The organism is Streptomyces sp. NPDC101219 (assembly GCF_044767675.1).
Taxonomy (GTDB): domain Bacteria; phylum Actinomycetota; class Actinomycetes; order Streptomycetales; family Streptomycetaceae; genus Streptomyces.
Window position 1 is genome coordinate 104,602 of the sequence record NZ_JBIWOK010000018.1, and the last position, 26,427, is coordinate 131,028.

Sequence of the window (26,427 nt, forward strand, 5' to 3'; positions counted from 1 at the left end):
CGCGGTGGGGAACACGGGGAACGTACGGGAACAGGCACGCTGGACCAGGGCGCGGCTCGGCCGGTGCGGGCCGTCACTCGACCTGCTCACCGCCCGCTTCGACCGGCACGAATACGCCCCGCACGCCCACGACGAGTACACGGTCGGCGTCACCGTCGGCGGCCTGGAGGTCATCGCCTACCGCGGCGGACGCATCGTCTCCGGCCCCGGATCGATCGTCGTCCTCGAACCCGGCGAGATGCACACCGGCGGCCCCGCCGCCCCCGACGGCTACGCCTACCGCGCCCTCTATGCCACACCCGCCCTCCTCGCCGACGGCACCCTCGGCACCGGCCTGCCGCACTTCCGCGAACCCGTCCTCGACGACCCCGAACTCGCCGCCGCCCTGCGCCGCACCCACGCCGACCTCAGCGCCCACCCCGACCCTTTGGAGGCCGAGTCCCGGCTGCCCTGGCTGCTCACCGCCCTCGCCCGGCGCCACTCCACGGCCCGCCCGGGCGACGACACCGTCCCCGACGCCGGCCCCGTCGCCCGCGCCGTCCGGGACCGCCTCGCCGACGAACTGCTCGCCCCGCCCTCCCTCGCCGAACTGGCCGCCGGCCTCGGCCTGTCCCGCTACCAGCTCCTGCGCGCCTTCCGCACGACGATGGGGGTGCCCCCGTACGCGTGGCTCGCCCAGTACCGGGTGACCAGGGCCCGCGCCCTCCTCGACGCCGGACTGCGCCCCGCCGAGGCCGCCGCCCTCGTCGGCTTCGCCGACCAGGCCCACCTCACCCGCTGGTTCCGCCGCGTCCTCGGGGTGACCCCGGCCGCGTACCGCAACAGCGTTCAAGGGGCTGCCGGGTACCGCAAGAGCGTTCAAGGGGCTGCCGCGTACCGCAACAGCGTTCAAGACGCCCCCTGCTGACCGCCGCCACACTCACCGCATGACTGCACGCGGCTGGCTCCTGTTCTCCCTGATGGGCCTGGTCTGGGGCATCCCCTACCTGCTGATCAAAGTGGCCGTGGACGAGGTGTCCCCGTCCATGGTCGTCTTCGCCCGCTGCGCCCTCGGCGCCGCCCTCCTGCTGCCCTTCGCCCTGCGCCAGCCGGGCCTGACCCGGAACCTGCGGGCCCGCTGGAAGCCGATGCTGGCCTTCGCCGTCATCGAGATCATCGCGCCCTGGTACACCCTGACCGACGCCGAACGGCACCTGTCCAGCTCCACGGCCGGCCTGCTGATCGCGGGTGTGCCGATCGTCGGCGTCCTGCTGTCGCGCTTCTTCGGCGCCGCGGAGACACTGGGCGCCCGCCGCCTCGCCGGCCTCGGACTGGGCATCGGCGGCGTCGCCGTCCTCACCGCGCCCCACCTCACCGGCGGCGACGCCCTGTCCCTGGCGGAGGTCCTGGTCACCGTCGTCGGCTATGCCACGGCCCCCCTCATCGCCAACCGCCACCTCAAGGACGTCCCCACCCTCCACCTCATCGCCCCCTGCCTGGCCCTGGCCGCCCTCGTGTACGCCCCCGCCGCCTACCTCACCCGCCCGGCCGCCCTGCCCTCCGCCGAGACCCTGGCCGCCCTCGCCGCCCTCGGCGTGGTCTGCACGGCGGTGGCCTTCGTCGCCTTCCTGGAACTGATCAAGGAGGCCGGCCCGATCCGCGCCTCGGTGATCACCTACGTCCACCCGGCGATCGCGGTCGCCGCCGGCACCGTCTTCCTGGACGAGGCCCTCACCGCCACCGTCCTGGCCGCCTTCGCCCTCATCCTCACCGGCTCGGTCCTGGCGACGGCCGCCTCCCCGAAGACGACGACCTCGCGGCCCACGCCCCCGGAAGCCGGGGCCCCGGACACCACGCCGCCGGAGATCACGGCCCCGGAAGCCGCCGCGCCCCCGTCGGCCACGCCCCCGCAGCCCCCGCCCCCGCGGCCGACGGCACCGGGACCCCGCCGGCGCCCGGTACCATGGTCCACACGGCAGACGAGCCGGGCGGACGGCCGCGTGGAATCCCTCACGGGACTCCCCGAGGAACGTCCGGGCTCCACAGGGCAGGGTGGTGGCTAACGGCCACCCGGGGTGACCCGCGGGACAGTGCCACAGAAAGCAGACCGCCGGGGACCTCGGTCCCCGGTAAGGGTGAAACGGTGGTGTAAGAGACCACCAGCGCCTGAGGTGACTCAGGCGGCTAGGTAAACCCCACCCGGAGCAAGGTCAAGAGGAGACGCCTCTTAGGAAGCGTCTCTGCGCGGACGTTCGAGGGCTGCCCGCCCGAGTCCGCGGGTAGACCGCACGAGGCCGGTGGCAACACCGGCCCTAGATGGATGGCCGTCACCCGGGGCTCCGCGAGGAACCCCGGGAACAGAACCCGGCGTACAGCCCGACTCGTCTGCCGCTCAGGACCCCGAACTGGGACCCCGGGCTCGGCGGTCATGCCGCTGAAGAGGCAGACGCAGAGTGAACCTGGCTCCTCCCCCAACGCGATTGGCGGCACGGATGTCACCGCCCATCAAATGCGCAGCCTCCCGGGCGATCGACAGTCCCAGACCGCTGCCTTCTGAACGGGGGCGGCGGCTGTCCCCTTTGACGAAGCGGTCGAAAATATAGGGCAGCGTGCTCTCAGGGATGCCATTGCCGCTGTCTGACACCTCAATGAGGAACTCTGTCGGCCGGGAGGCGAGACTGACCGTTATGGGTCGGTCGCCGTGCCGCAGCGCATTCCCGATCAGTTCGGCAAGGACAGCGTTCAGACGCTTGGTATCAACCTGGGCTCGGATGGGGTTCGGTGCATCCAGGACCACCAGGTCCGTCCACTCGTGGGCGTCCAGGAAGGAAACAACCTCCTTGGTGACGTCCACCTCTTCGGTGAGTAGCTCCGCAACTCCGGCATCGTATCTGGATAGTTCGAGCAGAGCGTCGACCAAGTCGCCCAGCCGCCGGGTCTCTGCGGTGGCCATCTCTACTGCTCGGCACCGCCGAGTCGTAGACCTCCTGTACCTGGCTGTCGTGAAGGGCCAGATACAGCTCACCGGTCCGGCTGCTCGCTGAGGACGATGCGCAGCAGGCGCTCGGCCTCATCCGCCGACACATCGCTGATGGTCACGCGTGCACCGTCGGGACCTTCCACGGACACTGCTGGGGCATTCCCGCCACGCGTAGCGCGCCACTGGGTGACCGACACGGCCAGTGACGCAGCGCTGAAGCCGGATCCGATGACGAGGGAGAGGACGTCGAGCAACCCGCCCATCCCGCCGTCGGGCATGCGACCGGCCGTGTCCCACCGCAGGTCGGCGTGGCGTCGCGCATGGGGGTCGGCCGACAGCCAGGTATGGAGTGAGCGGAGTTCCTCCTCGGCTGCCGCAACTTCCCCTGTTGAAAGCCTCAACCGCACTGGGACCCCCTGTCCGGAGTTGGAAGCCTTCATGTTGCCAGGACGGGGACGATGTCAGGAGGGGGAAGGTGCCCCTGCGGTCTGCCGCCGCCGCGCTCCGACCGCACCCCGCGGAAATTGGGGCGACAACGCCCGTACACCGTCGGTACGTTCTCCCTGTTCGAAGAGGGGGAACAACGCCGTGACCAAGCTCAATCAGATCATCGCCGTCGAGAAGGGCGTCAAGAGCAAGGCGCTCCAGGACATCAACGCCGCCCACGCCAAGGTGCAGAAGCCCGCGCTGCTGGCCGGCATCTCGCGGACGTACCAGCCGAAGGACGAGGAGGGTGAGCAGCTGCCGCCCGAGTCGACGCGGGTGCAGGTGCAGGCCGAGGACGTGCTGCGGGAGATGGGGGCGTCGCTGACGCGGCTGTTCGACGTGACGGCGACCAAGGACTGGGCGAACTGCACGGCCCGCGCGGACGTCACCGTCGAAGGGCGGACCGTCGTCGCCGACGTGCCCGTCAGCTACCTGCTCTTCCTGGAGAAGCAGCTCGCCGAACTGCACAGCTTCGTCAAGAAGCTGCCGACCCTCGACGCGGCCGAGTCCTGGTCCCACGACCCGTCCACGGACTGGTGGAAGACGGACCCGGTGCGCACCATCCGCACGAAGAAGGTGCCCCGCAACCACGTGAAGGCGGAGGCCACCGAGAAGCACCCGGCGCAGGTCGAGGTGTACTACGAGGACGTGCCCATCGGGTACTGGACGACGGTGAAGTTCTCCGGGGCGCTCCCCGCGCGGCGGGTCAACGAGCTCGCCGAGCGGGTGGAGAAGCTGCAGCAGGCGGTGAAGTTCGCCCGCGAGGAGGCCAACGGCAGCGAGGTCACCGACCGGCGGGTGGGGGACGCGGTGTTCGGGTACCTTTTCGGCTGACGCGGACCACGCGTCGGCACCATGATCGCCCCCGCGTGCGAGCGCGGGGGTGCGCTACGGGGCGCGGGCCGGACTGAGGACCGGTTCGCGTCAGGAGCGCAAGCTGACACTGAAGTTCAGCCTGAAGGCGCGGATCGCCGAAACGGCGGCCGCGGTCAATCTCAGACTCTCGCTCCAGTCTCAGCATTGCCACCGATCGCCGGACCGACCGGGGACGGACAACGCCATCGGATGCGAGTTCGAATCTCGTCTGCGCCTCTTCCACGGCGCGGTAGTTCAAAGGAAGAACACGACGGCTTGACGACTGATCCGTCCTCTTCAACGCGCCGGCGTGCGCATGTGGGTGGCATCCCCAGGGGCCCGGGAGCTGGATACGACTCCCGGGCTCCGCCACGTCTCCGGCCATGTGGCCGGGCTGTTGTTGAATACTGTCCTACCGATGGGTTGACCCTCCGCCGGGCCGCCCCTAGGTTCCCCCGCATCAACGTTCGTACGGCCTGCGCACACCCATACCGTGACTCAACAGGAGGCCCTGTGCGTCGTCTGCCAGCCGGACTTGCCGCCGTCGCGTTGCTCGCCGTCACGGCGACGGCCTGCGGTTCGTCCTCGTCCGGGTCCTCCGGCTCCTCCGACACGCCCTCGGACGGCCTCACCACCGTGAAGGTCGGCGTGATCCCCATCGTCGACGTGGCTCCCGTCTACCTCGGCGAGAAGCAGGGGTTCTACCGCAAGCGCGGCCTCGACCTCACGCTGGAGACCGGCCAGGGCGGCGCCGCGATCGTGCCGGGCGTGGTCAGCGGCCAGTTCGCCTTCGGGTTCAGCAACACGACCTCGCTGATGGTCGCCCGGAGCCGCGACGTGCCCGTGCGGGCCGTCGCCAACGGTGTCGCCTCCACCGGGAAGGCCGGCGCCGACTTCGGCGGTGTCGTCGTCAAGGGCGACAGCCCGGTCAAGTCGCCGAAGGACCTGGCCGGGAAGAAGGTCGCGGTCAACACGCTGAAGAACATCGGCGACACCTCCGTGCGGGAATCCGTGCGCAAGGCCGGCGGCGACCCTCACAGCGTGCAGTTCGTGGAACTGGCCTTCGACCAGATGCCCGCCGCCCTGGACGCCGGGCAGGTCGACGCCGCCTGGGTCGTCGAACCCTCCCTCGCGGTCGTCAAGGAGCAGGGCGGCCGGGTCGTCGCCTCCAACTTCGTCGACGTCTCGCCCGACCTCACGATCGCCCTCTACTTCACCTCCGACAAGCTGGCCCGGCAGGACCCCGAACTGGTGGAGAAGTTCGCCGCGGCCACCCGGGAGTCCCTCGCCTACGCCCGCAGCCACCCGGACGAGGTGCGGGAGATCCTCTCCACCTACACCAAGATCCCCGAGAAGACGCTGCAGGCCATGACGCTCCCCGACTGGCCCGAGGAGCCGGACCGTGCGTCCCTGGAGCGACTGGGCGAACTCGGCCGCCAGGACGGCCTGTTCGACGAAGCCCCCGACCTGGACGCGCTGCTGCCGTGGCCCGGACACCCGTGAGGTCCGGGCCCCCGGACGTCCGCCGACGGGGGGCCGGGCCGGGCAACGCCCTGCTCGGCCTCGCCGGGCTCTGCGGCTTCCTCGCCCTGGTCGAGGCGGTGCCCCGGCTTGGGTTCGTCTCCCCCGACCACCTTCCGCCCACCAGCGCCATCGCCGCCGCCCTGGTCGGGGAGATGTCCGACGCCGCCTTCTGGACCGCCCTCGGCGACACCCTGACCGGCTGGGCCCTCGGGCTGTTCATCGCCACCACCGCCGGCATCACCGCGGGCCTGGTGATCAGCGTCGTCCCGTATCTGCGGGAGGCGACGGCCAGTACCGTCGAGTTCCTGCGGCCCATCCCCTCGGTGGCGCTGATCCCCCTCGCCGTCCTGCTGTTCGGCACCGATCTGCGCTCCACCCTGCTGCTCGTCGTCTACGCCGCCTTCTGGCAGGTCCTCGTCCAGGTCCTGTACGGAGTCCAGGACACCGACCCCGTCGCCGAGGAGACCGCCCGCTCCTACGGCCTCGGGACCTGGGCCCGGATCCGCCATGTGCTGTGGCCGACCGCCCTGCCCTACGTAATGACCGGCGTACGGCTCGCAGCAGCCGTCTCCCTCGTCCTCGCGATCACCGCCGAACTCGTCATCGGTACGCCCGGACTGGGCGCCCGAATCGCCGTCGCGCAGACCTCCCACGCCGTCCCCGACATGTACGCGCTGGTCGCCGTCACGGGACTGATCGGCGTCCTCATCAATGCGGGCGCGCGTGCCGTGGAGCGCCGCTCGCTGGCCTGGCACCAGTCCGTCCGGGGCGAGGTGACCCCGTGAAAGACCGTGTGAAAAGCCCGCCGGCCCGTCGTCCGGCGGTCCTGGCCCTGCGTACCGCCCTCCGCACCGTCCTGCTGCGGCTGCTGCTCGCCCTCGGTCTGCCCGTCCTCCTCGCGACCGGCTGGTGGTTCGCCTCCGCCGGCAGCACCGACGTCTACTGGCCGCCGCTGCGCACCGTCCTGGAGACCGGACGCGAGGTGTGGACCGCCGAGCGGATCACCGCCGACGTGGTGCCCAGCCTCACCCGCCTGCTCCTCGGCTACCTCGCGGCGGCCGTCCTCGGCGTCGCACTCGGCCTCGTCATCGGCTCCTTCCCGCGCGTGCGGGCCGTCACGGAACCGGTCCTGGAGTTCCTGCGCGCCGTACCGCCGCCCGTCCTGGTGCCCGTCATCATGCTCTTCGCCGGGATCGGCGACACCATGAAGGTCGTCGTCATCGTCTCCGGCTGCGTCTGGCCGGTACTGCTGAACACGGTCGAGGGAGTACGGGCCGTCGACGGTGTGCTGGCCGAGACCGCCCGCTCCTACGGCGTCGAGGGCCCCGCACGCCTGCGCCACCTGGTCCTGCCGTCCGCGTCCCCGCAGATCTTCGCGGGGCTGCGGCAGGCGCTGTCGATCGGCGTCATCCTGATGGTCATCAGCGAGATGTTCGCGGCCAGCAACGGCCTGGGCTTCGCCGTCGTCCAGTTCCAGCGCGGTTTCGCCATCCCCGAGATGTGGAGCGGCATCCTGCTGCTCGGACTGCTCGGCGTGCTCCTCGCCCTGGCGTTCCGGGTCGTCGAACGCCGTGCCCTGGCCTGGTACCACGGCCTGCGCCGGTCCAGGAGGGCGTCATGACCGGCGACCGGACCGACAGCAACAGGCCGCGCCCACCCGCGAAAGGACGGCACATGCTCGACGTGAGGGCGCTGCGGAAGGTCTACGAGGGACACGGCCGGCACGTCGAGGCGGTGCGCGACCTCACCTTCTCCCTGGAGGCGGGCGAACTGGTCTGCGTCGTCGGCCCGTCCGGGTGCGGCAAGACGACGCTGCTGAAGTGCGTCGCCGGTCTGCTCGCCCCCACCTCCGGCGAGGTCCTGCTGCGGGGGCGCCGGGTCACCGGGCCGCCGCCCGGGACGGCGGTGGTGTTCCAGGAGTACGGCCGCAGCCTCTTCCCCTGGATGCGGGTGCGCGACAACGTCGAACTGCCGCTGCGCCAGAAGAAACACCTGACCAGGGCCCGCCGCCGGGAGCTGGTCGAACACGCCCTGCACGCCGTCGGCCTCGACGACACCGTGGGCGCCTACCCCTGGCAGCTGTCCGGCGGCATGCAGCAACGTGTCGCCATCGCGCGGGCCGTGGCCCACGAGCCGGAAGTGCTCCTGATGGACGAGCCGTTCGCGGCCGTCGACGCCCAGACCCGCGCGGACCTGGAGGACCTGGTCCGCCGGCTGTGGCAGGAACTCGGCGTGACCGTCCTGTTCATCACCCACGACATCGACGAGGCCGTCTACCTGGGGGAACGGGTCGTCATCCTGTCGTCGTCCCCGACCGTGGTCCAGGAACAGCTGACCGTCGACCTCCCCGCCCGGCGTGACCAGCTCCACACCCGCGCGGACCCGCGCTTCACGGTACTGCGCACCCGGGTCCACGAGCAGATCCAGGCGGCGAAACGGGGCGGCCCGGCGGCTGCTGTACCGCTCCGGGCGGAGGACGACGGCGGCGTGCGGCCACGGCCACTGGACAAGAGGCCCTGACGGCGCGGCGCCCCGCGTCGGCCGGGTCTGTTTCCACTCGGACCGCTCGGACCGCTCAGACCTCGGAGGCGTCCGGCCGGCGGGCGGCGAGCGAACGGCGGGTGACCTCCTCCAGGTGCCGGGCGAACACCTCGGGGGCGGCCGGGGTGAGCGTGCGCAGCGCCACCAGGGCCGTGACGGCGACATCGCACAACTCCGACCGCACATCGTCCCAGGTGTGCGTGGTGCCCTTGCGCGGGTTCTGGCCGGTGGCGCCGACCACCGCCTGGGCGACCTCGCCGACCTCCTCCGACAGCTTCAGGATGCGCAGCAGCAGCCCGTCGGGGCCGTCGACCGGCCGGTGGGTGTCGAGCCAGACGCACAACTCGTCGATGGACTCCCACAGGCCGGGCGGCGACGGCACGGGAGACGTCGGGTGATCGCTCATACGGCGAGCGTGGCACAAGGTACCGACAGTGGGGGCAGCACCGCCGGATGCCCCTCGCCCGGGCGTCACTCCTCGAACAGGGCTTCCTGCTCGCCCTCCTTGGCCTTCCGCAGCCGTCGGCCCCGCGCTCCCACGACCACCACTGTGGCCGCCGTGGTCACCGCGAAGGCCACCGGCAGCATCCACCCCCGGTTGACGGTGTGGCCGAGTGCCTCGTCGAGGGAGAGTCGGCCGGGGCCCGTCACGGCGAGCCCGGCGGCCATCAGGCCGAGCGTCGCGGCGTACTCGTAGCCGCCCGCCTGGTTGAAGAAGCCGCTGGGCGTGTGCACGGCCGCCGCGCCCGCCATCGCCCCGGCGGCCGCGGCGCCCGCGGCGGGGGTGGCCAGGCCCAGGGCGAGCAGTGTGCCCCCGCCCGTCTCGGCCACCCCGGCGGCCGTGGCGCTGGCCTTGCCCGGGACGTAGCCGATGCTCTCCATGAAGTGGCCGGTGCCCTCGATGCCGCCCCCGCCGAACCAGCCGAACAGTTTCTGCGTGCCGTGCGCGGCCAGCACACCGCCCGTTCCCAGCCGGAGCAGCAGCAGGCCCAGATCACGTCGGTCGTAGCAGGTCACGTCGTCTCCCGTCGGTCCCGCGGCTATGGCTCGTCCCCCGGTCCACCGTCGCACCCGGGCCGCCGGTCCGAACCGCGGCGGGCGCCGTTCGGGTGGCGTGGGTGGCGGGGCGTCCGGTTCGGGACCACGCTGACTGGCATGGCGATTCAGACCACGCGACTCAGCGACCCGGCCGTCCGCGCCTTCGTCACGGCTGTCAACAACCACGACCGCGAGGCCTTCACGGCCGTGCTCGCCGAGGGCGCGACGATGGCCGACGACGGTACCGAGCGGGACCTCGCCGACTGGACCGACCGCGAGATCTTCTCCTCCAACGGCCACATGGACGTCGAGAAGGAGATCAACGGCGGTCGTGGTCTCGTCGTCAGCTACCGCAACGACACCTGGGGCGAGATGCGCACCCGCTGGAGCTTCACCGTCGACGACGACGGCCGGATCTCCCGCTTCGAGACGGGGCAGGCCTGATCTCGGAGCCTGCCGGCCACCCTGGCCCGGCCCGCGACGTGGGGCCTCACCCGCGACGTGGGGCCCGTGGGGCCTCACCCGCGACGTGGGGCGTCGCCCGCCGCCTTGCCGCCGCCGGGGCCTCGCTCGCTTCCCGGGGCCCCGCCGGCAGCCCGGGACTCGTCCGCCGCTGCCCCGCCCGTGGCACACAGGACGGCAGCCGTTCCACGCACCGGTGCGTATCCGCGGTCCCGCGCGGATCCACCCCCACCCGGTGGCGTGGAGCGGCTGCCGTCTCCCCCCAGGAAATGGCCTGCGGAAGACCTCTGCTCCACATGTGAAGCATGTGTGTAGGAGAGTTGAGCATAGGTCTGTCGCCTGCCGCAATGGGGCGGACTTATCCAGTCCGTTTGTAAGGGTTGAGCGTTGGACCATCTGACGGGGCGTGGGGGGCGGGGAGGGGTGGTGGGCCGTCGGCGGGCCGGCGCCGAGCCCGGCGGGCGTCGACGGTGAGGCTCCCGCCTCCGCGGCTCAGCGGGTCTCGCCCGGGTAGTAAACGCCGACCCGGTCCCGGATGGTGTCGAGCGTCCGCATGACCGCGAGCGTACCGTCGAGCGGCACGAGCGGGGACTCCTTCTCGCCGGCCGTCAGGGCGCGCATCACCTCGGTGGCCTCGTGCTTGAGGCTGTCGCGCGGTCCGTCGGCCGGGTCCGCCCCGAACTCCTCCGGGTCCCGCCCGGCCCGGTGCAGCACGAACCGATCGGGATGGAAGAAGCCGTACGGGATGTCGATGCGGCCCTCGGAGCCGGTGACCGAGGCGGAGGTTGCCGTTCCGCCGACGATGGAGCAGTGCACCGAAGCGAGAGCACCGCTCTCCCAGGAGAGCAGCGCACCCGTCTGGAGATCGACGCTCTCCTCCGAGAGCACCGCTCGCGCCGCGATCTCCGACGGCTCCCCGAGCAGCAGCTGGGCGAACGACACCGGGTACACGCCGAGATCCAGCAGGGCGCCCCCTCCCAGCGCCGGGTCCCGCAGCCGGTGCGAGGGCGGGAACGGGCCGGCGAGCCCGAAGTCCGCCTGCACGCTGCGGACCTCACCGATCGCGCCGTCGTCCACCAGCGCCTTCAGGCGCCGCACCATCGGGTGGCAGTACATCCACATCGCCTCCATCAGGAAGCGCCCGTTCTCCCGTGCCAGTCCGACCAGTTCCCCGGCCTCCCGCACGTTGAGCGTGAACGGCTTCTCGCACAGCACGTTCCGTCCGGCCTCCAGGCACAGCCCGGCCGCCGCGCGGTGCGCCGTGTGCGGAGTGGCCACGTAGACGACGTCGACGTCCTCGTCCCGGGCGAGCGACTCCCAGTCGCCGTAGGCCCGCGGGATCCCGAACCGCTCGGCAAACGCCTTCGCCGACTCCTGCGACCGCGACGCCACCGCCACGACCTCAGCGTCCGGCAGATCGACCAGATCCGCCGTGAACGTCGCGGCCATCCCGCCCGTCGCCAGGATGCCCCACCGCACGTTCTGCCCTGTCATCCGTCCCACCCTCGTTCACGATCCCGCACCATGGAAGCGCTCCCACAGCGTCACCGTCGACGCCGAGCACTCCGTACGAGCTGAGAGCATAGGGAGCGGATGACTCGAAATGGGAGGGGGTCGCATGCCCGAGGGTGGGGCGTCCGGGGCGAACTCGACAGCGCGCGCGACGGGGGAGACGGCGGCGGAGGCCGCAGTCGGCACGACGGCGGAAGCCGCGGCGGGCAGCAGAGCGGGCGGCGGAGCGACGGGCAGGACGGGTGCGACGGGCACGGCGGGTACGGCGGGTACGGCGGGCACGGCGGGCACGGCGGGTACGACGAGCACCGGGGGGCCGGCGGCGACGCACCCGACGGTGACGGTCGCGAAGGGCGGAGGCGTCCGCACCGGCGACACCCTCACCGACGACGCCCGCACCGGTGACCTCCGCGTCAAGGACGCCCGTACCGAAGACGCCCGTACCGAAGACGTCCGCGCGCGGGCCGCCGTCGACCGGCGTGCCTCGGCCCTGCGGGGGCCGGCGGGCCGGGCCCGGCTCCTGGTGACCTTCATCCTCGGCAGCCTGACCGCCACCGCCCCGCTGGCGATGGACATGTACCTCCCGGCGCTGCCCGAGGTCACCCGGTCCCTGCACGCGCCCGCCTCCACCGTGCAGCTCACGCTCACCGCCTGCCTGGCCGGCATGGCTCTGGGCCAGTTGCTCGTGGGGCCGTTGAGCGACCGGCTGGGGCGCCGGCGCCCGCTGCTGGTGGGCCTTGCCGCCTACGTGGTGGCCACGGCGGTGTGCGCGTTCGCGCCCACGGTGGAACTCCTCATCGCCTTCCGGCTGGTCCAGGGGCTCGCGGGGGCCGCCGGCATCGTCATCGCGCGGGCGGTGGTCCGTGACCTGTACGAGGGCGTGGCCGTGGCCCGCTTCTTCTCCACCCTGATGCTGATCTCCGGGGTGGCGCCGGTCGTGGCGCCGCTGGTCGGCGGGCAGGTGCTGCGGGTGACCGACTGGCGCGGCGTGTTCCTCGTCCTCGCCGTGCTGGGCGCCGTGCTGGCGGTGGTGGTCTGGGCGAAGCTGCCGGAGACGCTGCCGCCCGCGGAGCGGCACACCGGCGGCGTCCGGGAGACGTTCGGCGCGATGCGCCGACTGCTCGCCGACCGCCCGTTCACCGGCTACCTCCTCGCCGGCGGGTTCGCGTTCGCCGCCCTGTTCGCCTACATCGCCGCCTCCCCGTTCGTCGTGCAGGAGATCCACGGCGCCTCCCCGCAGACGTTCAGCCTGCTGTTCGGGCTGAACTCGGTGGGCCTGGTGCTCGTCGGCCAGATCAACGGCAAGGTGCTCGTCGGCCGGGTGAGCCTCGACAAGGTGCTCGCCCTCGGCCTGTCGATCGTCATCCTCGCGGCGACGGCGCTGCTGCTGATGTCGGTCGGTGTGTTCGGCGAAGTCGGGCTCGGGCCGGTCGCGGTGGCGCTGTTCGTGCTGATGTCCGCGATGGGCATCACGCTGCCCAACACCCAGGCGCTCGCGCTGATGCGCACCCGGTACGCCGCCGGCTCCGCGTCCGCGCTGCTCGGCACGTCCTCCTTCCTCATCGGCGCGATCGCCTCCCCGCTGGTCGGCATCGCCGGCGAGGACAGTGCCGTCCCCATGGCCGTCGTCCAACTGGGCGCCGCGCTGGTCGCGATGGCCTGCTTCGTGACACTGTGCCGACCGGGACGGGCGCGGGTACGCGCCGAAGCGGACGGCGGCGCGGGCGGCGCGGAGCAGCCCGGTACGCTGCGCGCGAGCGAGGGCCAGAGGGCGGGGGAGGAGCACTGAGCGCACCGAGACTGCGCCACGGCACAGCGGAGCGGGCCGGGCTCGACGCGGACGAACTCGGGCACCTGGTCCGGGAGATCCACGAGGCCACCACCGGTGAACGCCCCTGGGCGGCGGGCGCCGTCGTGTTCGCCGGGCGCGGCCCGGTGCTCGTGGTGCGGGAGGCCGCGGGCTGGGCCGTGCGGTTCGCCGCCTACGACGAGGAGACGGACGCCGGGGTGGAACTGCCCCCGGCCGAACGCGTCCCGATGACCGTGGACACCCCGTTCGACCTCGCGTCCCTCACCAAGCTGTTCACCTCGGTGGCCGCCGTGCAGCAGATCGAGCGCGGCACCCTCGGCATCGACGCCCGGGTGGGCGCCTACCTCCCGGACTTCACCGGTGCCGCCCGGCACGGCGTCACCGTCCGCCAGCTGCTCACCCACACCTCCGGGCTGCGGCCCGAACTTCCGCTGTACGACTGCGCCGACGACGCGGAACGGCTGGCGCTGCTCCGCGCCGAGCAGCCCGTCGGGGTGCCCGGCACGTACTGCTACTCCGACCTGAACATGCTGCTGCTCCAGCACCTCCTGGAACGCCTCACCGGCCGCCCTCTCGACACCCTCGTCCACGACGGCATCACCCGGCCCCTGGGGATGACGGCCACGGACTTCGGGCCCTGCCCCGGCGCGGCGGCCACCGAGGACCAGCGGCGGCCGTGGGGGAAGGCTGACCGCGGCCCGGTGCGGGGCGAGGTGCACGACGAGAACGCCTGGGCGCTGGGCGGGGTCGCCGGCCACGCCGGGCTGTTCTCCACCGGCCACGACCTGGCCGTCTTCTGTCGGGCCCTGCTGGCCGGCGGCTCCTACGGGCCGGCCCGCATCCTCGGCCCCGACTTCGTGGACCTGCTGTTCACGCCGCCGGGCCTGGGATTCGCCCTGGACCAGCGGTGGTTCATGGGGGACCTCGCGGGCCGGGGCGCGGCGGGCCACACCGGCTTCACCGGCACGTCCCTCGTCCTGGACCGGGCGACGGACACCTTCCTGGTCCTGCTCGCCAACACCGTCCACCCGCGCCGCCGCCCCACCCCGGACAACGGGCCCCGGGCACGCGCGGCCTCGCGCCTGGCGCGGGCGGTGCGGGGCCGGTGACGGCGGTGACCTGGCGGTGGTGACGTGACGGCGGGCCGGTGACGGTGGTGCCGTGACGGCGGGTCGGTGACGGTGGTGCCGTGAACGGGTGCATCGCGGCGCGGGGGAGCGGCCGCGGGACGTGCGGGGGAGGGGGGCGAGAGCGAGTCGCGAGCCCGTCGAGAGCTCGTCCGCGCAGCCCCGGCCTCCCGGACCGGCCCGCCCCGCCGCATAGACTCACCGGGTGAACGCGCCCGCCCCCCTGACCCCCGCCGACACCCTGCGCTCCGCCCTCGCCGGGCTGCTGGACGGGCTGCCGCCCCGGCAGGCCGCGCAGGCCGTCGAGCGGCTGATCTCCACCTACCGGGGGGCGACCCCCACCGGAGCGCCCATCCTGCGCGACCGGGCCGACGTGGCGGCCTACGCCGCGTACCGCATGCCCGCGACGTTCGAGGCGGTGCGGTCGGCGCTGGAGGCGTTCGCGGACACCGTTCCCGACTGGGCGCCCGGCGACCACCTGGACGTCGGCGGCGGCACCGGTGCCGCCGCCTGGGCGGTGAACGCGACCTGGGGCGGGGAGCGGCCGGTGACGGTCCTGGACTGGGCCGAACCCGCCCTCGCCGTCGGGCGGGAGCTCGCCGCGTCCCACCCCGCGCTGAAGGACGTCAGCTGGCAGCGCTCGCGGATCGGATCGGCGCTCACATTGGAGAGCACCGATCTCGTGACGGTCTCCTACGTCCTCAACGAACTGACGGAGGCGGACCGCGCGGCCCTCGTCGACGCGGCCGCCGGAGCCGCCCGCACCGTCGTGATCGTCGAGCCCGGCACCCCCGACGGATACACGCGGGTGATCGAGGCCCGCGACCGGCTGATCTCCGCCGGCTTCCGGGTCGCCGCCCCCTGCCCGCACAGCGAGGGCTGCCCCATCGTGCCCGGTACGGACTGGTGCCACTTCTCGGCCCGGGTCAGCCGCTCCTCGCTGCACCGCCAGGTCAAGGGCGGCTCTCTCGCCTACGAGGACGAGAAGTTCAGCTACGTCGCCGTGACCCGCCTGCCGGCCGTCCCGGCCGCCTCCCGGGTGGTGCGCAAACCGCAGATCCGCAAGGGCCAGGTCCTCCTCGACCTGTGCGAGACGCCCCCGTCGCTGCGGCGTGCCACGGTCACCAAGCGCCACGGCGATCAGTACCGGGCGGCCCGGGACACCGACTGGGGCGACCCCTGGCCGCCCCCGGCCCCGGCGTAGGCGGCCACCTCCCGGCGTAGGCGGCCACCTCCCGGCGCAGGCGGCCACCTCCCGGCGGGGGCGGCCACCTCCCAGCGCAGGCGCCCCCGCCCGGCGCAGGCGCCCACCCCAGGCGCAGGCGCCCCCGCCCCTCGGTTCACCGGCCCCCTTCCCGGCCTTTCCCGCTCAGCTGCCCTTTCCCGCTGTGCTGTTCCATCCTTCCCTCCTGCTGCCTCGCCGTCGCAGGCGCCGTCGCCGTCCACTGGCCCTTCCCCTGCCCCTGCCGCTTCTCCTGCAGCTTGCGCAGCAGTTCGCGCTTCTGGGTCTGCGGGTCGACGCCGCCGCCGACGCGTTCTCCGTTCGCGCCGCCGCGCAGGGCCCTGCGGCCGAGGTTCCGGCGAGTGCCTCCGACGCCCAGCATGTTTCCTCCACCACGGGTCATGGTGTTTCCTCCCTCTCATTGACGAGACGTCTCGTCTCGATTCGGCTCACCCAGTGTCAGGCGAGACGGAGCGTCTTGTCAACCTGCTAAATTCGAGACATGTCCTCGAACCAGACCCCGCGCACCGCACCCGACTCCACCCGCCGCAGCCAGCGCTCCCGGCGGGCCATCTACGACGCCGCCCTCGCCCTGGTCTCCGAGGTCGGCTACCCCCGCACCACCATCGAGGGCATCGCCGCCCGCGCCGGCGTCGGGAAGCAGACGATCTACCGCTGGTGGCCGTCGAAGGCGGACGTGCTCCTGGAAGCCTTCCTGGACCTGAGCGAGCAGGCCGCCCGCGCCGCCTCCGAGGACCCGCAGCCGCAGGGCATCCCGGACACCGGCGACGTCGCCGCCGATCTGAAGGCGGTCCTGCGCGCCACCGTCGACGAGCTGCACGACCCCACCTTCGAGGCACCGTCCCGTGCGCTGGCCGCCGAGGGGGTCGTGAACGAGGAGCTGGGCCGCAGGTTCGTCTCCCAGCTGCTCGAACCCCAGCTCCAGCTCTACGTCGAGCGGCTGCGCTCCGCGCAGGAGGCCGGACAGGTCCGCCCCGACGTCGACCCGCGCATCGCCCTGGAGCTGTTCGTCGCCCCGCTCGCCCAGCGCTGGCTCCAGTACAGCGGCCCGATCAGCCACGAGTACACCGACACCCTCGTCGACTACGCGCTCCACGGCCTCGCCCCGCGCTGACTCCGCCCCCCGGCCGACACCGGGCCGGGGCTCGCCACCCCGGCCCGTACCCCGGGTGCCGGGGTGCCCGGGTGTCGGGCCGTCGGCCGGCGGGCGCGCGCCAAGATCGGCAGGCGTGCGTGGCCGGGACCGGACGCTACGGGTCCGGTACGGGTCCCCTCGTCCCACCTGCGCAGATTGTGGGCTCCGGCCCCCCGATGCGCAGGATGGTGCGACCATAGGGCATGCTGTGGAACAGGACGGCGAGGCGAGGGGATAGATGAGCGCGGAGTTCGGCGGTCGGACCGGCAGGCAGGGCAAACTCACCCAGTGGCTGCGCGGACGCCGACCGAAACCGGCCGCTGACGAAGGCGGCCGTGAGGCCCTGCTGCTCGCCGCGGCCGGTGCGGGACTGCCCCTCGCGCCCGCCGCCCATCCGGCCGGATACCGCTGTTCCTGCGACCGCGTCGGCTGTCCCACCCCGGCCCGGCACCCGGTGTCCTTCGCCTGGCAGACGCAGTCCACGACGGACCGCGCCCAGATCGAGCGCTGGGCCCGACATCAGCCGCAGGCCAACTTCATCACCGCGACCGGCATGGTGCACGACGTCCTCGACGTGCCCCTCGATGCCGGTCGCGAGGCGTTGGAGCGGCTGCTCGCCGCCGGGGTCGAGGTGGGTCCCGTCGCCGAGAGCGACGACGGCCGGATGCTGTTCTTCACCCTCACCCGCGGCACGCCCGAGGACGAGGACGAGTGGTGGCCGTGCGAGCTGGACTGCCATCCCGAGACCATGGACGAGCATCCGGGTCTGCGCTGGCACTGCCGCGGGTCCTACGTCCTGGTACCGCCCGCCCGGCTGCCCGGTGACGACGGCCGGTCCGTGCACTGGGTACGCGGCCCCGAGCATCCGCTGCCGGAGCCGCTCAGCCTGCTGGAAGCCCTCACCGACGCGTGCGCCCGGCACGTCGGCGCCCAGTCGGACCAGGCCCACACCGCCTGGCCCCTGCGCCGCTGACCCACCGGCCACCTGCCCGAGCCCCACCACGCGACCCGTATCACCCGCACCACCTCAGGGCCTGGCCCGAGCCCCACCACACGACCCGCATCACAGCACCACAGCAGGGCCTGGCCGGCGCCCACCGCGCCCCGCCGCACGACCGACCGCAGCCGCCGCACGGCACGCACAACCGCCGCCCCCGCCGCTTGCCCCGCTACTCGCCCTTGGCCGAGGTCAGCCCATGGGTCCGCCCCAGGATGCGCACCGTGTCCTCGGCCGCGTCGCCGGCCGGGTCGAGGGCCGCCCCGTTGGAGAGGAACTCCATCGTGAGGGACTGCCCGATGTCTCCCGTGGTCAGCGCGAGGACGTTCTTGTTCGGGGTCGGTACGGACGTCCCGGCCGCCGCCGTCTGCTTTTCGAAGTGCCGCGTGGTGAAGAAGACCAGCGCCCCGCCGTCCCGGGTGCGCAGCGCCAGCGGCGCGTAGTCGCCGTTCGTGACCGGCTCGTCGATGTACTGGGTGGCCAGTCCCGGGCGCGCGGACTGCTTGGTGCGCACCGACCGCCACCCGCTGGTGTGCGGGCCCTCGGCGAAAGCGTCACCGCCGTCCTTCAGATAGGTGGCGTACTGCCGGCCCAATTCGCTTGGCGGTACGGCCAGATCGGTGGAGTTGGCGGGGACGGCCTCGGCCCAGCCGTCGGCGTCGGTCTTGAACTCGGGTACGGCGTCCGGGGCGACCAGCGTGAGGTAGGCGGCCTCCCAGGTGTCGTCCACGCCGTCCCGGGTGAACACCAGCAGCCAGCGGTTGTCCCCGCCCTTGTTGCCGGCCGCGTCGGCGACGAACCAGCGGGGCCAGCCCGCCTTCTTGGGGATGGTGAAGCGCGCGTCCGACAGCCGCAGCGGCGTGTGCTGCGGGTTGCCGTCCGGGTTGTTGGCCCGCCCCGCCTTCAGCCGTGCCGCGTCGATGTCGGCGAGCGCGCCGGTGGTGTACTCGGCGTCCAGGGAGCCGTCGAACGCCTTGTCCGCCTTGTTGTAGGCGGTGGTGAAATCCTGGAGGGCCTTCGCGGCCTCGTCCTGGGTGGTGGCCGGGCGCACCTCCCGCTCGCCGTGCACGACGACGCACCCGCTCGCCGTCAGCGACAACACGGTCACCGAGGCCGCCAGCAACGCGCTCCGGTCCAGCCCGCGGAGCCTTCGAAGGCCGAGATCCCTGCTCATCCGGTTCCTTCACCTTCCCCTTCCCGGAGGCGAACCCTACCGGGGCGGCCGGGTGCGCGAACGCCGGGACCGGGGACAGCGGCCACACCGTGACATCCCGCGCCCGGCCGCCCCGATGGAGCCCCCGCCCACCGCCGGGGAGCCCCGTCCCACTGCCTGGGAGCCTCCGTCCCACGGCCTGGGAGCCGCCGTCCCGCTGCCGGGGAGCCCCCGTCACCACGGCCTGGGAGCCTCCGTCCCGCCGCTGCGAGCCCCGGCCGGGCCGCGGCGGGCGTCACCCGTCGCGGGCCGGGAGGACCAGGACCGCGCCGGTGCGCGGGTGCGGGAACACCTCGACCCGCTGGTCGTACACCCGTGACAGAAGTGGCCCGTTGAGGACGTCGGACGGCGGGCCGTCCGCAGCCACCCGGCCGTCGCACAGCACCGCCACCCGGTGCGCGTAGGCCGCGGCGAGGCCGAGGTCGTGCAGCACCACGACGACCGCGTCACCGGCCAGGGCCCGTTCCCGGCACAGCCGCAGCACCAGTTCCTGGTGCCGGATGTCCAGCGCGGCGGTCGGCTCGTCGAGCAGCAGCACCGGGGCGTGCTGCGCCAGCACCCGGGCCAGCGCGACCCGGGCCCGTTCGCCGCCGCTGAGCGCGGAGAACGGGCGGGCGGCGAAGGCGGTCACCTCGGTCGCGGCCATGGCGTCGGCGACGGCCGTGTCGTCCTCGCCGGGGCCGGCGCCGGTCCAGGGCGCCCGGCCCATCCGGACCACCTCCTCCACCGTGAACGGGAAGGACAGAGAAGCGGATTGGGGGAGCACGGCCCGGCGCAGCGCGAGGTCGGGCGCCGACCAGCCGGACGCCGGGCGGCCGTGGATCCGTACGGTCCCCGCCGTGGGCGCGAGGTCGGCGGCGAGGACGCTCAACAGGGTGGACTTGCCTGCCCCGTTGGGGCCGACGAGGGCGAGCACCTCACCGGCCCGGACGGTGACGTCGACGCCCGCGAGGACGTCCCGGCCGCCGAGCCGGACGGCCACCCGCTCGGCCTGGACGAGGACGTCGCCCGGCTCCGCGGGCGGCGGCGGTACGGGACGGTGACGCAGCCGGATCATGCCCAGCCTCCCTGCTTGCGACGGGTGCGGCGCAGCAGCCAGAAGAAGAACGGGCTGCCGATCAGCGCCGTGAGCACACCGAGCGGCAGCTCGGCGGGTTCGGCGACGGTACGGGCGGTCAGGTCGGCGGCCAGGAGCACCAGCGCGCCGAGGAGCGCACTGCCCGGCAGCAGGAAGCGGTGCCCGGGTCCGGCGGCCATCCGCAGCAGGTGCGGGACGACCAGGCCGACGAAGCCGATGATGCCGGAGACGCTCACCGCGGCCGCCGTGAGCAGCGCGATGACCAGGACGAGCACGATGCGCAGCCGCTCCACGTCCACGCCGAGGTGCCGGGCGGGCCGTTCGCCCAGCGCCAGCAGGTCCAGCCGGCGCGCGTACAGGGGGGCCACGGCCAGGCCGAGGAGTGCGCACGGCAGGACGGCGAGCACCTTCGGCCAGGTTGCCTGGGACAGCGAGCCGAGCTGCCAGAAGGTGATCTGGTTGACGGCCGCGGTGTCCGCGAAGAACAGGAACAGGCCGATGAGGGCGCCCGCGAAGGCGTTCACCGCGATGCCGGTGAGGATGAGGGTGACCACCTCGGTCCGGCCGCCCGCGCGGGACATCACGTACACCAGCAGGACGGTGACCAGGCCCGCGACGAAGGCGAGCACCGACACCGTCCAGGTGCCGAGGAAGTTCAGCCCCAGCGCGATCGCGGCGACCGCGCCGACGGCCGCCCCGGAGGACACCCCGATGACGCCGGGTTCGGCGAGCGGGTTGCCGAACACGCCCTGCATCAGGGCGCCGGCGCAGCCCAGCGAGGCGCCGACGAGCAGCGCGAGCACGATGCGCGGGAAGCGGACGTTCCACAGCACGGACTCGGCGACCCGGTCCAGTGCGCCGCCGCCGAGGCCCATGCGGTGCTGTACCGAGGCGAGGACGTCGCCGACGGGCACGGGGTAGGCGCCCGTACCGGCGGCGACCGGCACCAGGACGAGGAGCGCGACGACGAGTCCGGCGCTCAACAGCCAGGCCGTGGTGCGGCGTCGGCGGCCCGTGGTCGTGGGGGAGGGGGCAGGACCCGGCTTCGGGACGGTCTTCTCCAGGACGCTCACTCGGCACCGCCGTCGGCGTACAGCTGCTCCACGACCGAGGTGAGCACCTGGTCGGTGCGCGGACCGTAGTTGAGCAGGATCCCGTCCGGGACGGAGACGACGCGCCGGTCCATCCCGGCGGGGGTCTGCGCGACCCCGGGGATCTCGACCAGCCCGTCGACGCCGCCGACGGACTCCAGACCCTTCTCCATCACGAGGATCGCGTCCGGGGCCGCCTTGACGAGGGCCTCGCTGGTGATGGCGGTGAAGTCCTTCTCCAGCCCGGACGCGGCCCCCGCGTCGACGGCCCCGGCCGCCTCGATCAGCGAGGTGGCGCCGGAGCCCCTGCCGCCGATGAGGTAGACGGAGGCGGAGCCGCGCAGGTAGAGGAACGCCACGCGGGGGCGGGGCCGTTCGTCCGGGACGGTGCCGGTGACGGCGGCGATGCGCTGCTCCGTGCGGCGGGTGAGCTTCTGTCCGGCGGCCGGTACGCCGAGCGCCTTCGCGACGGCTTCGATGCGCGGGCCCACGTCGTCGAGTCCGGCGGCCGGGCCGACGACGAGGACGGGTATGCCGGCCGCGCGGATCTGGTCCATGGCCTCGGCGGGGCCGCTGGTGGTCTCGGCGAGCACCAGGTCGGGCCGCAGCGACAGCGCGCTCTCGGCGGAGACGTCGTGGCCGCGGGTGACCACGGGCAGCTTCTCCGCCTGGGCGAAGGTGGCGGTGACGTCGCGGGCGACGACCCGCTCGCCGAGGCCCAGGGTGAACACGATCTCGCTGAGGCTGCCCGAGAGCGGCACCAGCCGCTCCGCCTTGCCGACCGTCACCTTCCGGCCGTCCGCGGAGCGGACGGTGACCGGGAGGTCGGGCGCCGGGGTGTCCGCGAGCGGTTCGACGCGGTCGGCCGCCGGGCTCGCGGAACGGCCGTCGGAGGAGGGCGTGGCGGCCCCCGAGGGTCCGCCGCAGGCGGCGGTGGTGAGGGTGAGGGCGAGCACGGACAGCAGTGCTCCCGCCAGTCGGGTGCGCAAGCGTCGCACGGTTCCGTCCGTTCCTTCCGTCCACTGTTGATGTTGTCAGGTCGTAGCTTAGGTTAGCCTTACCTTCGTTCGCTACCGGTCGTCGTCTCCGGAGGACCTGCCATGCCCACCCGCCCACGCGCTCTCGTGACCGTGCTGTGCGCCGCCGTCCTCGGAGCGCTCCTGCCGGCTGCCGGCGCGCACGCCGAGAGCCGCACCGTGCAGGGCGGACGCCTGGACTGGGGCATCAAGTCGTCCTTCCAGAACTACGTCACCGGGCCCGTCGCCAAGGGCGGTTACTCCCTGACCGGCGGTGCGGCCACGGTGGGCGGCAGCGGCTTCCGCTTCCACTCGGCGACCGGTACTTACGACGCCGACACCGGCTCCTTCCGCGCCGCCTTCTCCGGCGGGGTGCGCTTCGTCGGCCACCGCACGGCGGGCGGCGCCCACCAGCTCGACCTCACCCTCAGCCGTCCCACCGTGAGCATCTCCGGCTCCTCCGGCACGCTCTACGTGGACGTCGTCAGCAAGGCGAGGGGCACCGGGGCGGTCACGACGTCCCGTCAGGTGCCCTTCGCCTCCCTCTCCCTGGGCGGCATCGACATGCGGGGCGGCGGCACCTCCGTCGTCCTGAACAACCTCCCCGCCACCCTCACCGCCCAGGGCGCCCACTCCTTCGCCGGGTACTACACCGTCGGCACCGCACTGGACCCGGTCAGCCTCGCGGCCGACGTGCGACGGCCCGCGGCGAAGCAGCCGTCCACCCCGCCCGCCTCGAAGTCGCCCCGCGCCAGGGCCGACGCCCCGGAGGGCAGGCTGCGCGACGGCGCCGTCGACTGGGGCGTGCGCCGCACCTTCCGCGAGTACGTCACCGGCGACATCGCCCGCGGCAGGTGGACCCTGTCCTCCGGCGCCCTCGACGGCGGCGCCCTCTACCGCTTCCCCGGCGGCTCCGGCACCTACCGCGACGGCGACCTGACCGCCGCCTTCGACGGCACCGTCCGGTTCACCGGCGAGCAGGGCCTCGACCTCGCCCTCAGCGGCGTCCGCGTCACCGTCGAGGACGGCCGCGGCACCCTCTACGCCGACGTCGTGAGCCCGGAGCGCACCGGGAAGAAGGTCCCGCTGGTCACCTTCGCCGCCAAGCAGCTCAAGCCCCGCAAGGGCCTGGTCACGGTGACCGAGGCACCCGCGAAGCTCACCGCCGAGGGCGCCGAGGCACTCGGCGGGATGTACCCGAAGGGCACCGCGATGGACCCGGTGTCCCTGGCCGTCGCCCTCACCGACGACGCCGAACTGCCCGCGCTGCCCGACCTCGGCAGCACCGCCCCCTCACCGTCCCCGTCCCCCTCCGTCACGGACGGCCCGTCCGCCGAACCCGTGGCCGGCGTGGCCCGGAACGACGACGGCCTCCCCGTCCTGCCCCTGACCCTTGCCGCCGGATCCCTGCTGGTGCTGGCCGCGGGAGCCGCGGTCGCCGTCCGCAGGCGCCGCGCCCGCCCGGCCGCGGACACCCCGCAGGCCGACTGACACCCCGAACCCCGATGAGGAGACACCCGACCATGCCCGCCAGACGCCGCCGCTCCACCGCCCTCGCCGCCGCCGTGGCCACGGCCACCGCCCTCGGCGCCACCGCCCTGATCGGCGCACCCGCCGCCTCGGCCGCCGAAGTCCCGCTCACCGGTTACGAGTTGACCTGGGGCATCAAGGACAGCTACCGCGCCTACGTCACCGGCATGGCGAAGGGCACCTTCACGCCCACCGGTGGCGCCGTCCAGGCCGACGGCAACGGCGCCTTCACCTTCAAGGAGGGCACCGGCAGCTACGACTCCACCGGCCACACGGTCTCCCTCGGCTTCCGGGGGAGCCTCCGGATCGTCTCCGAGGCCCACCGCTTCGACCTCACCCTGTCCGACATCAGGTTCGACAGCGGGGACGCCGAGATCACCGCGGACGTGACCCGCGACGGCACGACCCTCGACGACGTCCCGCTCGCCAAGGTCACCGTGACCCGCGGCATGAAGGACATGGCGACCGAGCTGACCAAGGAGGCCGGCGAGGTCCTCGGCAGTGCGAGCTACGAGGGCGCGGCGGGTGACCCGCTGACGGTGCTGCAGAAGACGGAGCCGTCCCCCTCGCCCGACCCGGAGCCGACGGACGAGCCGTCCGGCGAGCCCGGCGAGCCCACGGACAAGCCGACCGACAAGCCGACGGACAAGCCCACCGACAAGCCGTCGGAGAAGCCGACCGAGAAGCCCACGGACAAGCCGACCGACAAGCCGACCGGCAAGCCCACGACTCCCGGTGAGCCGGCCGCGCCCGTCACCCGCGGCCAGATAGCCGACGGCACCCTCGGCTGGGGCGTGAAGGACTCCTTCCGCGCCTACGTGGTGGGCCCGGTGGCCAAGGGCAAGGTCACCGTCTCCGCCGGCGCCAAGCAGGCCGCCGGCAACGGCGCCTTCACCTTCCCCGACGCCTCCGGCACCTACGACACCGAGGCGGGCAGCCTCAAGGCCGCCTTCAAGGGCGCGGTCAACTTCAAGGGCCACGAGTCCAACGGCAGCCACGCCCTCGACCTCACCCTGACCGACCTCAGGGCCACCCTGAAGGGCGGCTCCGGCACGCTCACCGCCGACGTCACCAGCCTCGGCAAGACGTCCCAGGACGTGGTCCTCGCCGAGCTGAAGGCCAAGTCGCCCCGGCTGACCGCCAAGAGCGACGTCATCACGGTCAACGACATCGCGGCCACCCTCACCAAGTCCGGTGCGACCGCCTTCGGCGACTTCTACACCGCCGGCACCGCGCTCGACCCGGTCGGCCTGTCCGTCGCCCTGACCGACGGCGCGGCCCTGCCCGGCGGCAGCGGTTCGGGCGGCGGCACGGGAGGCTCCGGTACTGCCGGCTCCGGGTCGGGCTCCGCGGGCGGTCCCGGCCCCAGCGGTTCCACGACCGGCGGCCTGGGTGCGACGGGCGACCTGACCGGCGGCCTCGCCAGCACCGGCTCCGACGTCCCGGCCGCCGCGCTGGGCACGGCGGCGGCCGTGGCCGTCGCGGCGGGCGCGGGCGTGGTCCTCGCGGTGCGCAGGCGCCGCCCCGCGGCCGAGTAGCCCGCGCGGGTACGAAGGGAAAGGGGTGCCCCGGTTCCGTCCCGGGGCACCCCTTCCGCCGTCCCCGCCCGTGCCCCGCCGGGCGGCGGGGGGTCAGCGGTTGAACGCCGGCAGCGCGAAGCGGGCGACGAAAGGCATCCCCCCGGACGCCACCCCGAGGCCGACGGCCGCACGGGCCCCCGGGACCGGGGCCGGGGCGGGCGGAGGGCGGTGCTTGAATGCGTCGCGTGACTGACTACGACGTGCTGCGTGTCTTCTGCGGGCCCCGTGGTGGGTACGGCAACGAACTCGGGGTGGTGCGCGACGGATCGGTGCTGCCGGAGGACGGTGAGCGGCAGGCGCTGGCCGCGAAACTCGGCTTCGGCGCGACCGTGTTCGTCGACGACCCCGAGCGCGGGGCGATCGACATCCGCACACCGGCCCGGCACCCGGCGTTCGCCGGCCACCCCTGCGTCGGCGCGGCCTGGCTGCTCGACGTGCCCGAACTCACCACCGACGTGGGCGTGATGGGCGCGCGGCAGGACGGCGAGTTCTGCTGGATCGAGGCGCGGGCGGACTGGGTGCCGCGGCACACCCTGCACCAGTACGCGTCCGCGGCCGAGGTGGACGGCCTGGCGGTGCCGTCGATGCGCGAGGGCGAGCCGCCGCTGTACGCCTGGGCCTGGGAGGACGAGCCGGGCGGCCGGGTCCGGGCCCGCGCCTTCACCCGCCGGGACGGCGACGGCGGTGACGGCGGCGACGGCCACGCCGGGCAGGCCGGGGAGACCCGGGAGGACGAGGCGACGGGCGCGGCGGCGCTGCTGCTCACCGAGCACCTGGGCCGCGCCCTGAACATCACCCAGGGGGCGGGCTCGCAGATCCTGACGGCTCCGCAGCCGCACGGGTGGACCGAGATCGGCGGACGGGTGTACCTGGAACGCTGACGGGTGTACGCGCAGCGCTGACCAGCGCATCCGCGCGCGTCCGTCCGGGTGGAACCGTGTGTGTGGGGGCCGGTGAAGGGGGACCTCTGGGCGTGATCACTCACCCTCCCGAGAGGAATCCCATGCGCATCCGATCCGCCCTGGCCGTGGCCGTCCTGGCCGCCGCGCTGACCACCGGTGGCGTGGCCACGGCGCAGGCGTCCGACCACCATGGGTCCGGCGACGACCACGCCACGTGCAGCCCGTACTTCGGCGAGATCGAGACGGACACCGCCGAGATCGAGTGGGGCGGCGCGAACTGCCACGGCTAGTCCCGCGCCCCACCCGTCCGGGCCCCCCGCGCCCCCGT

26 protein-coding genes, 1 other RNA gene and 2 pseudogenes are annotated in these 26,427 nt (G+C 73.4%); 18 read left to right on the forward strand and 11 right to left on the reverse strand.

The features are described 5' to 3' along the window. The first annotated feature begins 4 nt into the window (after nt 1–4). From ACIRPP_RS28335 to rnpB, 3 genes and pseudogenes are all read left to right on the forward strand, one after another. Nucleotides 5–907: an AraC family transcriptional regulator gene (locus ACIRPP_RS28335; RefSeq protein WP_403648481.1), complete on the forward strand. Its 903-nt coding sequence runs from the start codon at nt 5–7 to the stop codon at nt 905–907. Between the two features lie 19 nt (nt 908–926). Continuing rightward, nucleotides 927–1,784 (forward strand): annotated as a pseudogene (locus ACIRPP_RS28340) (DMT family transporter); the annotation flags it as partial. 175 nt (nt 1,785–1,959) lie between these two features. After that, nucleotides 1,960–2,367, forward strand: an RNA gene (gene rnpB, locus ACIRPP_RS28345) — RNase P RNA component class A. A 4-nt stretch (nt 2,368–2,371) separates the two neighbouring features. On the opposite strand, the gene ACIRPP_RS28350 is transcribed toward rnpB, so the two are convergent. Beyond that, the gene (locus ACIRPP_RS28350; RefSeq protein ID WP_403648484.1) at nt 2,372–2,932 is read right to left on the reverse strand and encodes a sensor histidine kinase; all 561 of its coding nucleotides are present in this window, start codon (nt 2,930–2,932) and stop codon (nt 2,372–2,374) included. A gap of 68 nt (nt 2,933–3,000) precedes the next feature. Further along, nucleotides 3,001–3,399 carry a hypothetical protein gene (locus tag ACIRPP_RS28355; protein ID WP_403648486.1) on the reverse strand — a complete coding sequence of 133 codons (399 nt, stop codon included), beginning with the start codon at nt 3,397–3,399 and terminating at the stop codon, nt 3,001–3,003. Nucleotides 3,400–3,547: 148 nt separating this feature from the next. Between ACIRPP_RS28355 and ACIRPP_RS28360 the strand changes: the two genes are divergently transcribed. The 5 genes from ACIRPP_RS28360 to ACIRPP_RS28380 all read left to right on the forward strand — a co-directional run bounded on the left by ACIRPP_RS28360 (nt 3,548) and on the right by ACIRPP_RS28380 (nt 8,344). Next, the gene (locus ACIRPP_RS28360; RefSeq protein ID WP_403648488.1) at nt 3,548–4,279 is read left to right on the forward strand and encodes a hypothetical protein; all 732 of its coding nucleotides are present in this window, start codon (nt 3,548–3,550) and stop codon (nt 4,277–4,279) included. A gap of 534 nt (nt 4,280–4,813) precedes the next feature. Further along, nucleotides 4,814–5,803, forward strand: a complete 990-nt coding sequence (locus tag ACIRPP_RS28365; protein WP_403648491.1) for an ABC transporter substrate-binding protein — start codon at nt 4,814–4,816, stop codon at nt 5,801–5,803. Further along, nucleotides 5,800–6,609, forward strand: a complete 810-nt coding sequence (locus ACIRPP_RS28370) for an ABC transporter permease (RefSeq protein WP_403648493.1) — start codon at nt 5,800–5,802, stop codon at nt 6,607–6,609. Before ACIRPP_RS28365 ends, ACIRPP_RS28370 begins: the two co-directional genes overlap by 4 nt. Nucleotides 6,610–6,656: 47 nt before the next feature. Continuing rightward, a complete protein-coding gene (locus ACIRPP_RS28375) occupies nt 6,657–7,445 on the forward strand; it encodes an ABC transporter permease (RefSeq protein ID WP_403648583.1) in 789 nt (262 codons plus the stop codon). A gap of 53 nt (nt 7,446–7,498) precedes the next feature. After that, nucleotides 7,499–8,344, forward strand: coding sequence for an ABC transporter ATP-binding protein (locus ACIRPP_RS28380; protein ID WP_403648496.1), 846 nt, complete (start codon nt 7,499–7,501; stop codon nt 8,342–8,344). A gap of 55 nt (nt 8,345–8,399) precedes the next feature. Here the strand turns inward: ACIRPP_RS28380 and ACIRPP_RS28385 are convergent, their stop codons facing one another. Together ACIRPP_RS28385 and ACIRPP_RS28390 are read right to left on the reverse strand one after the other, a co-directional pair. Continuing rightward, nucleotides 8,400–8,771 carry a MazG-like family protein gene (locus ACIRPP_RS28385; RefSeq protein ID WP_403648499.1) on the reverse strand — a complete coding sequence of 124 codons (372 nt, stop codon included), beginning with the start codon at nt 8,769–8,771 and terminating at the stop codon, nt 8,400–8,402. 65 nt (nt 8,772–8,836) lie between these two features. Further along, nucleotides 8,837–9,382 carry a DoxX family protein gene (locus tag ACIRPP_RS28390; protein WP_403648501.1) on the reverse strand — a complete coding sequence of 182 codons (546 nt, stop codon included), beginning with the start codon at nt 9,380–9,382 and terminating at the stop codon, nt 8,837–8,839. Between the two features lie 138 nt (nt 9,383–9,520). On the opposite strand from ACIRPP_RS28390, the gene ACIRPP_RS28395 reads away from it, so the two are divergent. Further along, entirely contained in the window at nt 9,521–9,847 is a 327-nt protein-coding gene (locus ACIRPP_RS28395) for a nuclear transport factor 2 family protein (protein ID WP_164335527.1), read from the forward strand. 510 nt (nt 9,848–10,357) lie between these two features. On the opposite strand, the gene ACIRPP_RS28400 is transcribed toward ACIRPP_RS28395, so the two are convergent. Next, nucleotides 10,358–11,359: a Gfo/Idh/MocA family protein gene (locus ACIRPP_RS28400; RefSeq protein ID WP_403648504.1), complete on the reverse strand. Its 1,002-nt coding sequence runs from the start codon at nt 11,357–11,359 to the stop codon at nt 10,358–10,360. A 508-nt stretch (nt 11,360–11,867) separates the two neighbouring features. On the opposite strand from ACIRPP_RS28400, the gene ACIRPP_RS28405 reads away from it, so the two are divergent. From ACIRPP_RS28405 to ACIRPP_RS28415, 3 genes are all read left to right on the forward strand, one after another. After that, nucleotides 11,868–13,166 carry a multidrug effflux MFS transporter gene (locus ACIRPP_RS28405; RefSeq protein WP_403648586.1) on the forward strand — a complete coding sequence of 433 codons (1,299 nt, stop codon included), beginning with the start codon at nt 11,868–11,870 and terminating at the stop codon, nt 13,164–13,166. Further along, a complete protein-coding gene (locus tag ACIRPP_RS28410) occupies nt 13,163–14,296 on the forward strand; it encodes a serine hydrolase domain-containing protein (protein ID WP_403648588.1) in 1,134 nt (377 codons plus the stop codon). The genes ACIRPP_RS28405 and ACIRPP_RS28410 overlap by 4 nt, the downstream gene beginning before the upstream one ends. Nucleotides 14,297–14,519: 223 nt before the next feature. Beyond that, the gene (locus tag ACIRPP_RS28415) at nt 14,520–15,518 is read left to right on the forward strand and encodes a small ribosomal subunit Rsm22 family protein (protein WP_403648507.1); all 999 of its coding nucleotides are present in this window, start codon (nt 14,520–14,522) and stop codon (nt 15,516–15,518) included. 136 nt (nt 15,519–15,654) lie between these two features. Here ACIRPP_RS28415 and ACIRPP_RS28420 read toward each other — a convergent pair whose 3' ends face one another. Then, entirely contained in the window at nt 15,655–15,939 is a 285-nt protein-coding gene (locus tag ACIRPP_RS28420) for a DUF6243 family protein (RefSeq protein ID WP_403648509.1), read from the reverse strand. A gap of 99 nt (nt 15,940–16,038) precedes the next feature. Here ACIRPP_RS28420 and ACIRPP_RS28425 point away from each other — a divergent pair, with 99 nt between their 5' ends. Together ACIRPP_RS28425 and ACIRPP_RS28430 are read left to right on the forward strand one after the other, a co-directional pair. After that, complete coding sequence (locus ACIRPP_RS28425) at nt 16,039–16,671, forward strand: TetR/AcrR family transcriptional regulator (RefSeq protein WP_403648512.1); 633 nt, start codon at nt 16,039–16,041, stop codon at nt 16,669–16,671. Nucleotides 16,672–16,930: 259 nt separating this feature from the next. Beyond that, nucleotides 16,931–17,665 (forward strand): bifunctional DNA primase/polymerase, encoded by a 735-nt coding sequence (locus ACIRPP_RS28430; protein ID WP_192235640.1) that lies wholly within the window; start codon nt 16,931–16,933, stop codon nt 17,663–17,665. Between the two features lie 196 nt (nt 17,666–17,861). Here ACIRPP_RS28430 and ACIRPP_RS28435 read toward each other — a convergent pair whose 3' ends face one another. The 5 genes and pseudogenes from ACIRPP_RS28435 to ACIRPP_RS28455 all read right to left on the reverse strand — a co-directional run bounded on the left by ACIRPP_RS28435 (nt 17,862) and on the right by ACIRPP_RS28455 (nt 22,060). After that, nucleotides 17,862–18,863: a hypothetical protein gene (locus ACIRPP_RS28435; RefSeq protein ID WP_403648515.1), complete on the reverse strand. Its 1,002-nt coding sequence runs from the start codon at nt 18,861–18,863 to the stop codon at nt 17,862–17,864. Continuing rightward, nucleotides 18,826–18,957: pseudogene (locus tag ACIRPP_RS28440) on the reverse strand (iron transporter); the annotation flags it as partial. The pseudogene ACIRPP_RS28440 and the gene ACIRPP_RS28435, both read right to left, overlap by 38 nt. A gap of 180 nt (nt 18,958–19,137) precedes the next feature. After that, on the reverse strand, nt 19,138–19,959 hold the full coding sequence (locus tag ACIRPP_RS28445; protein WP_403648518.1) for a heme ABC transporter ATP-binding protein: 822 nt from the start codon (nt 19,957–19,959) through the stop codon (nt 19,138–19,140). Continuing rightward, on the reverse strand, nt 19,956–21,044 hold the full coding sequence (locus ACIRPP_RS28450; protein ID WP_403648591.1) for a FecCD family ABC transporter permease: 1,089 nt from the start codon (nt 21,042–21,044) through the stop codon (nt 19,956–19,958). Before ACIRPP_RS28450 ends, ACIRPP_RS28445 begins: the two co-directional genes overlap by 4 nt. A 5-nt stretch (nt 21,045–21,049) precedes the next feature. Next, nucleotides 21,050–22,060, reverse strand: a complete 1,011-nt coding sequence (locus tag ACIRPP_RS28455; protein WP_403648520.1) for a hemin ABC transporter substrate-binding protein — start codon at nt 22,058–22,060, stop codon at nt 21,050–21,052. A 111-nt stretch (nt 22,061–22,171) separates the two neighbouring features. On the opposite strand from ACIRPP_RS28455, the gene ACIRPP_RS28460 reads away from it, so the two are divergent. From ACIRPP_RS28460 to ACIRPP_RS28475, 4 genes are all read left to right on the forward strand, one after another. Then, nucleotides 22,172–23,578, forward strand: coding sequence for an HtaA domain-containing protein (locus ACIRPP_RS28460; RefSeq protein ID WP_403648523.1), 1,407 nt, complete (start codon nt 22,172–22,174; stop codon nt 23,576–23,578). Nucleotides 23,579–23,610: 32 nt separating this feature from the next. Further along, on the forward strand, nt 23,611–25,155 hold the full coding sequence (locus ACIRPP_RS28465) for an HtaA domain-containing protein (protein WP_403648525.1): 1,545 nt from the start codon (nt 23,611–23,613) through the stop codon (nt 25,153–25,155). Nucleotides 25,156–25,382: 227 nt separating this feature from the next. After that, nucleotides 25,383–26,078, forward strand: coding sequence for a PhzF family phenazine biosynthesis protein (locus tag ACIRPP_RS28470; protein WP_403648528.1), 696 nt, complete (start codon nt 25,383–25,385; stop codon nt 26,076–26,078). Between the two features lie 122 nt (nt 26,079–26,200). Next, entirely contained in the window at nt 26,201–26,389 is a 189-nt protein-coding gene (locus tag ACIRPP_RS28475; RefSeq protein WP_403648531.1) for a hypothetical protein, read from the forward strand. The last annotated feature ends 38 nt before the right edge of the window (nt 26,390–26,427 follow it).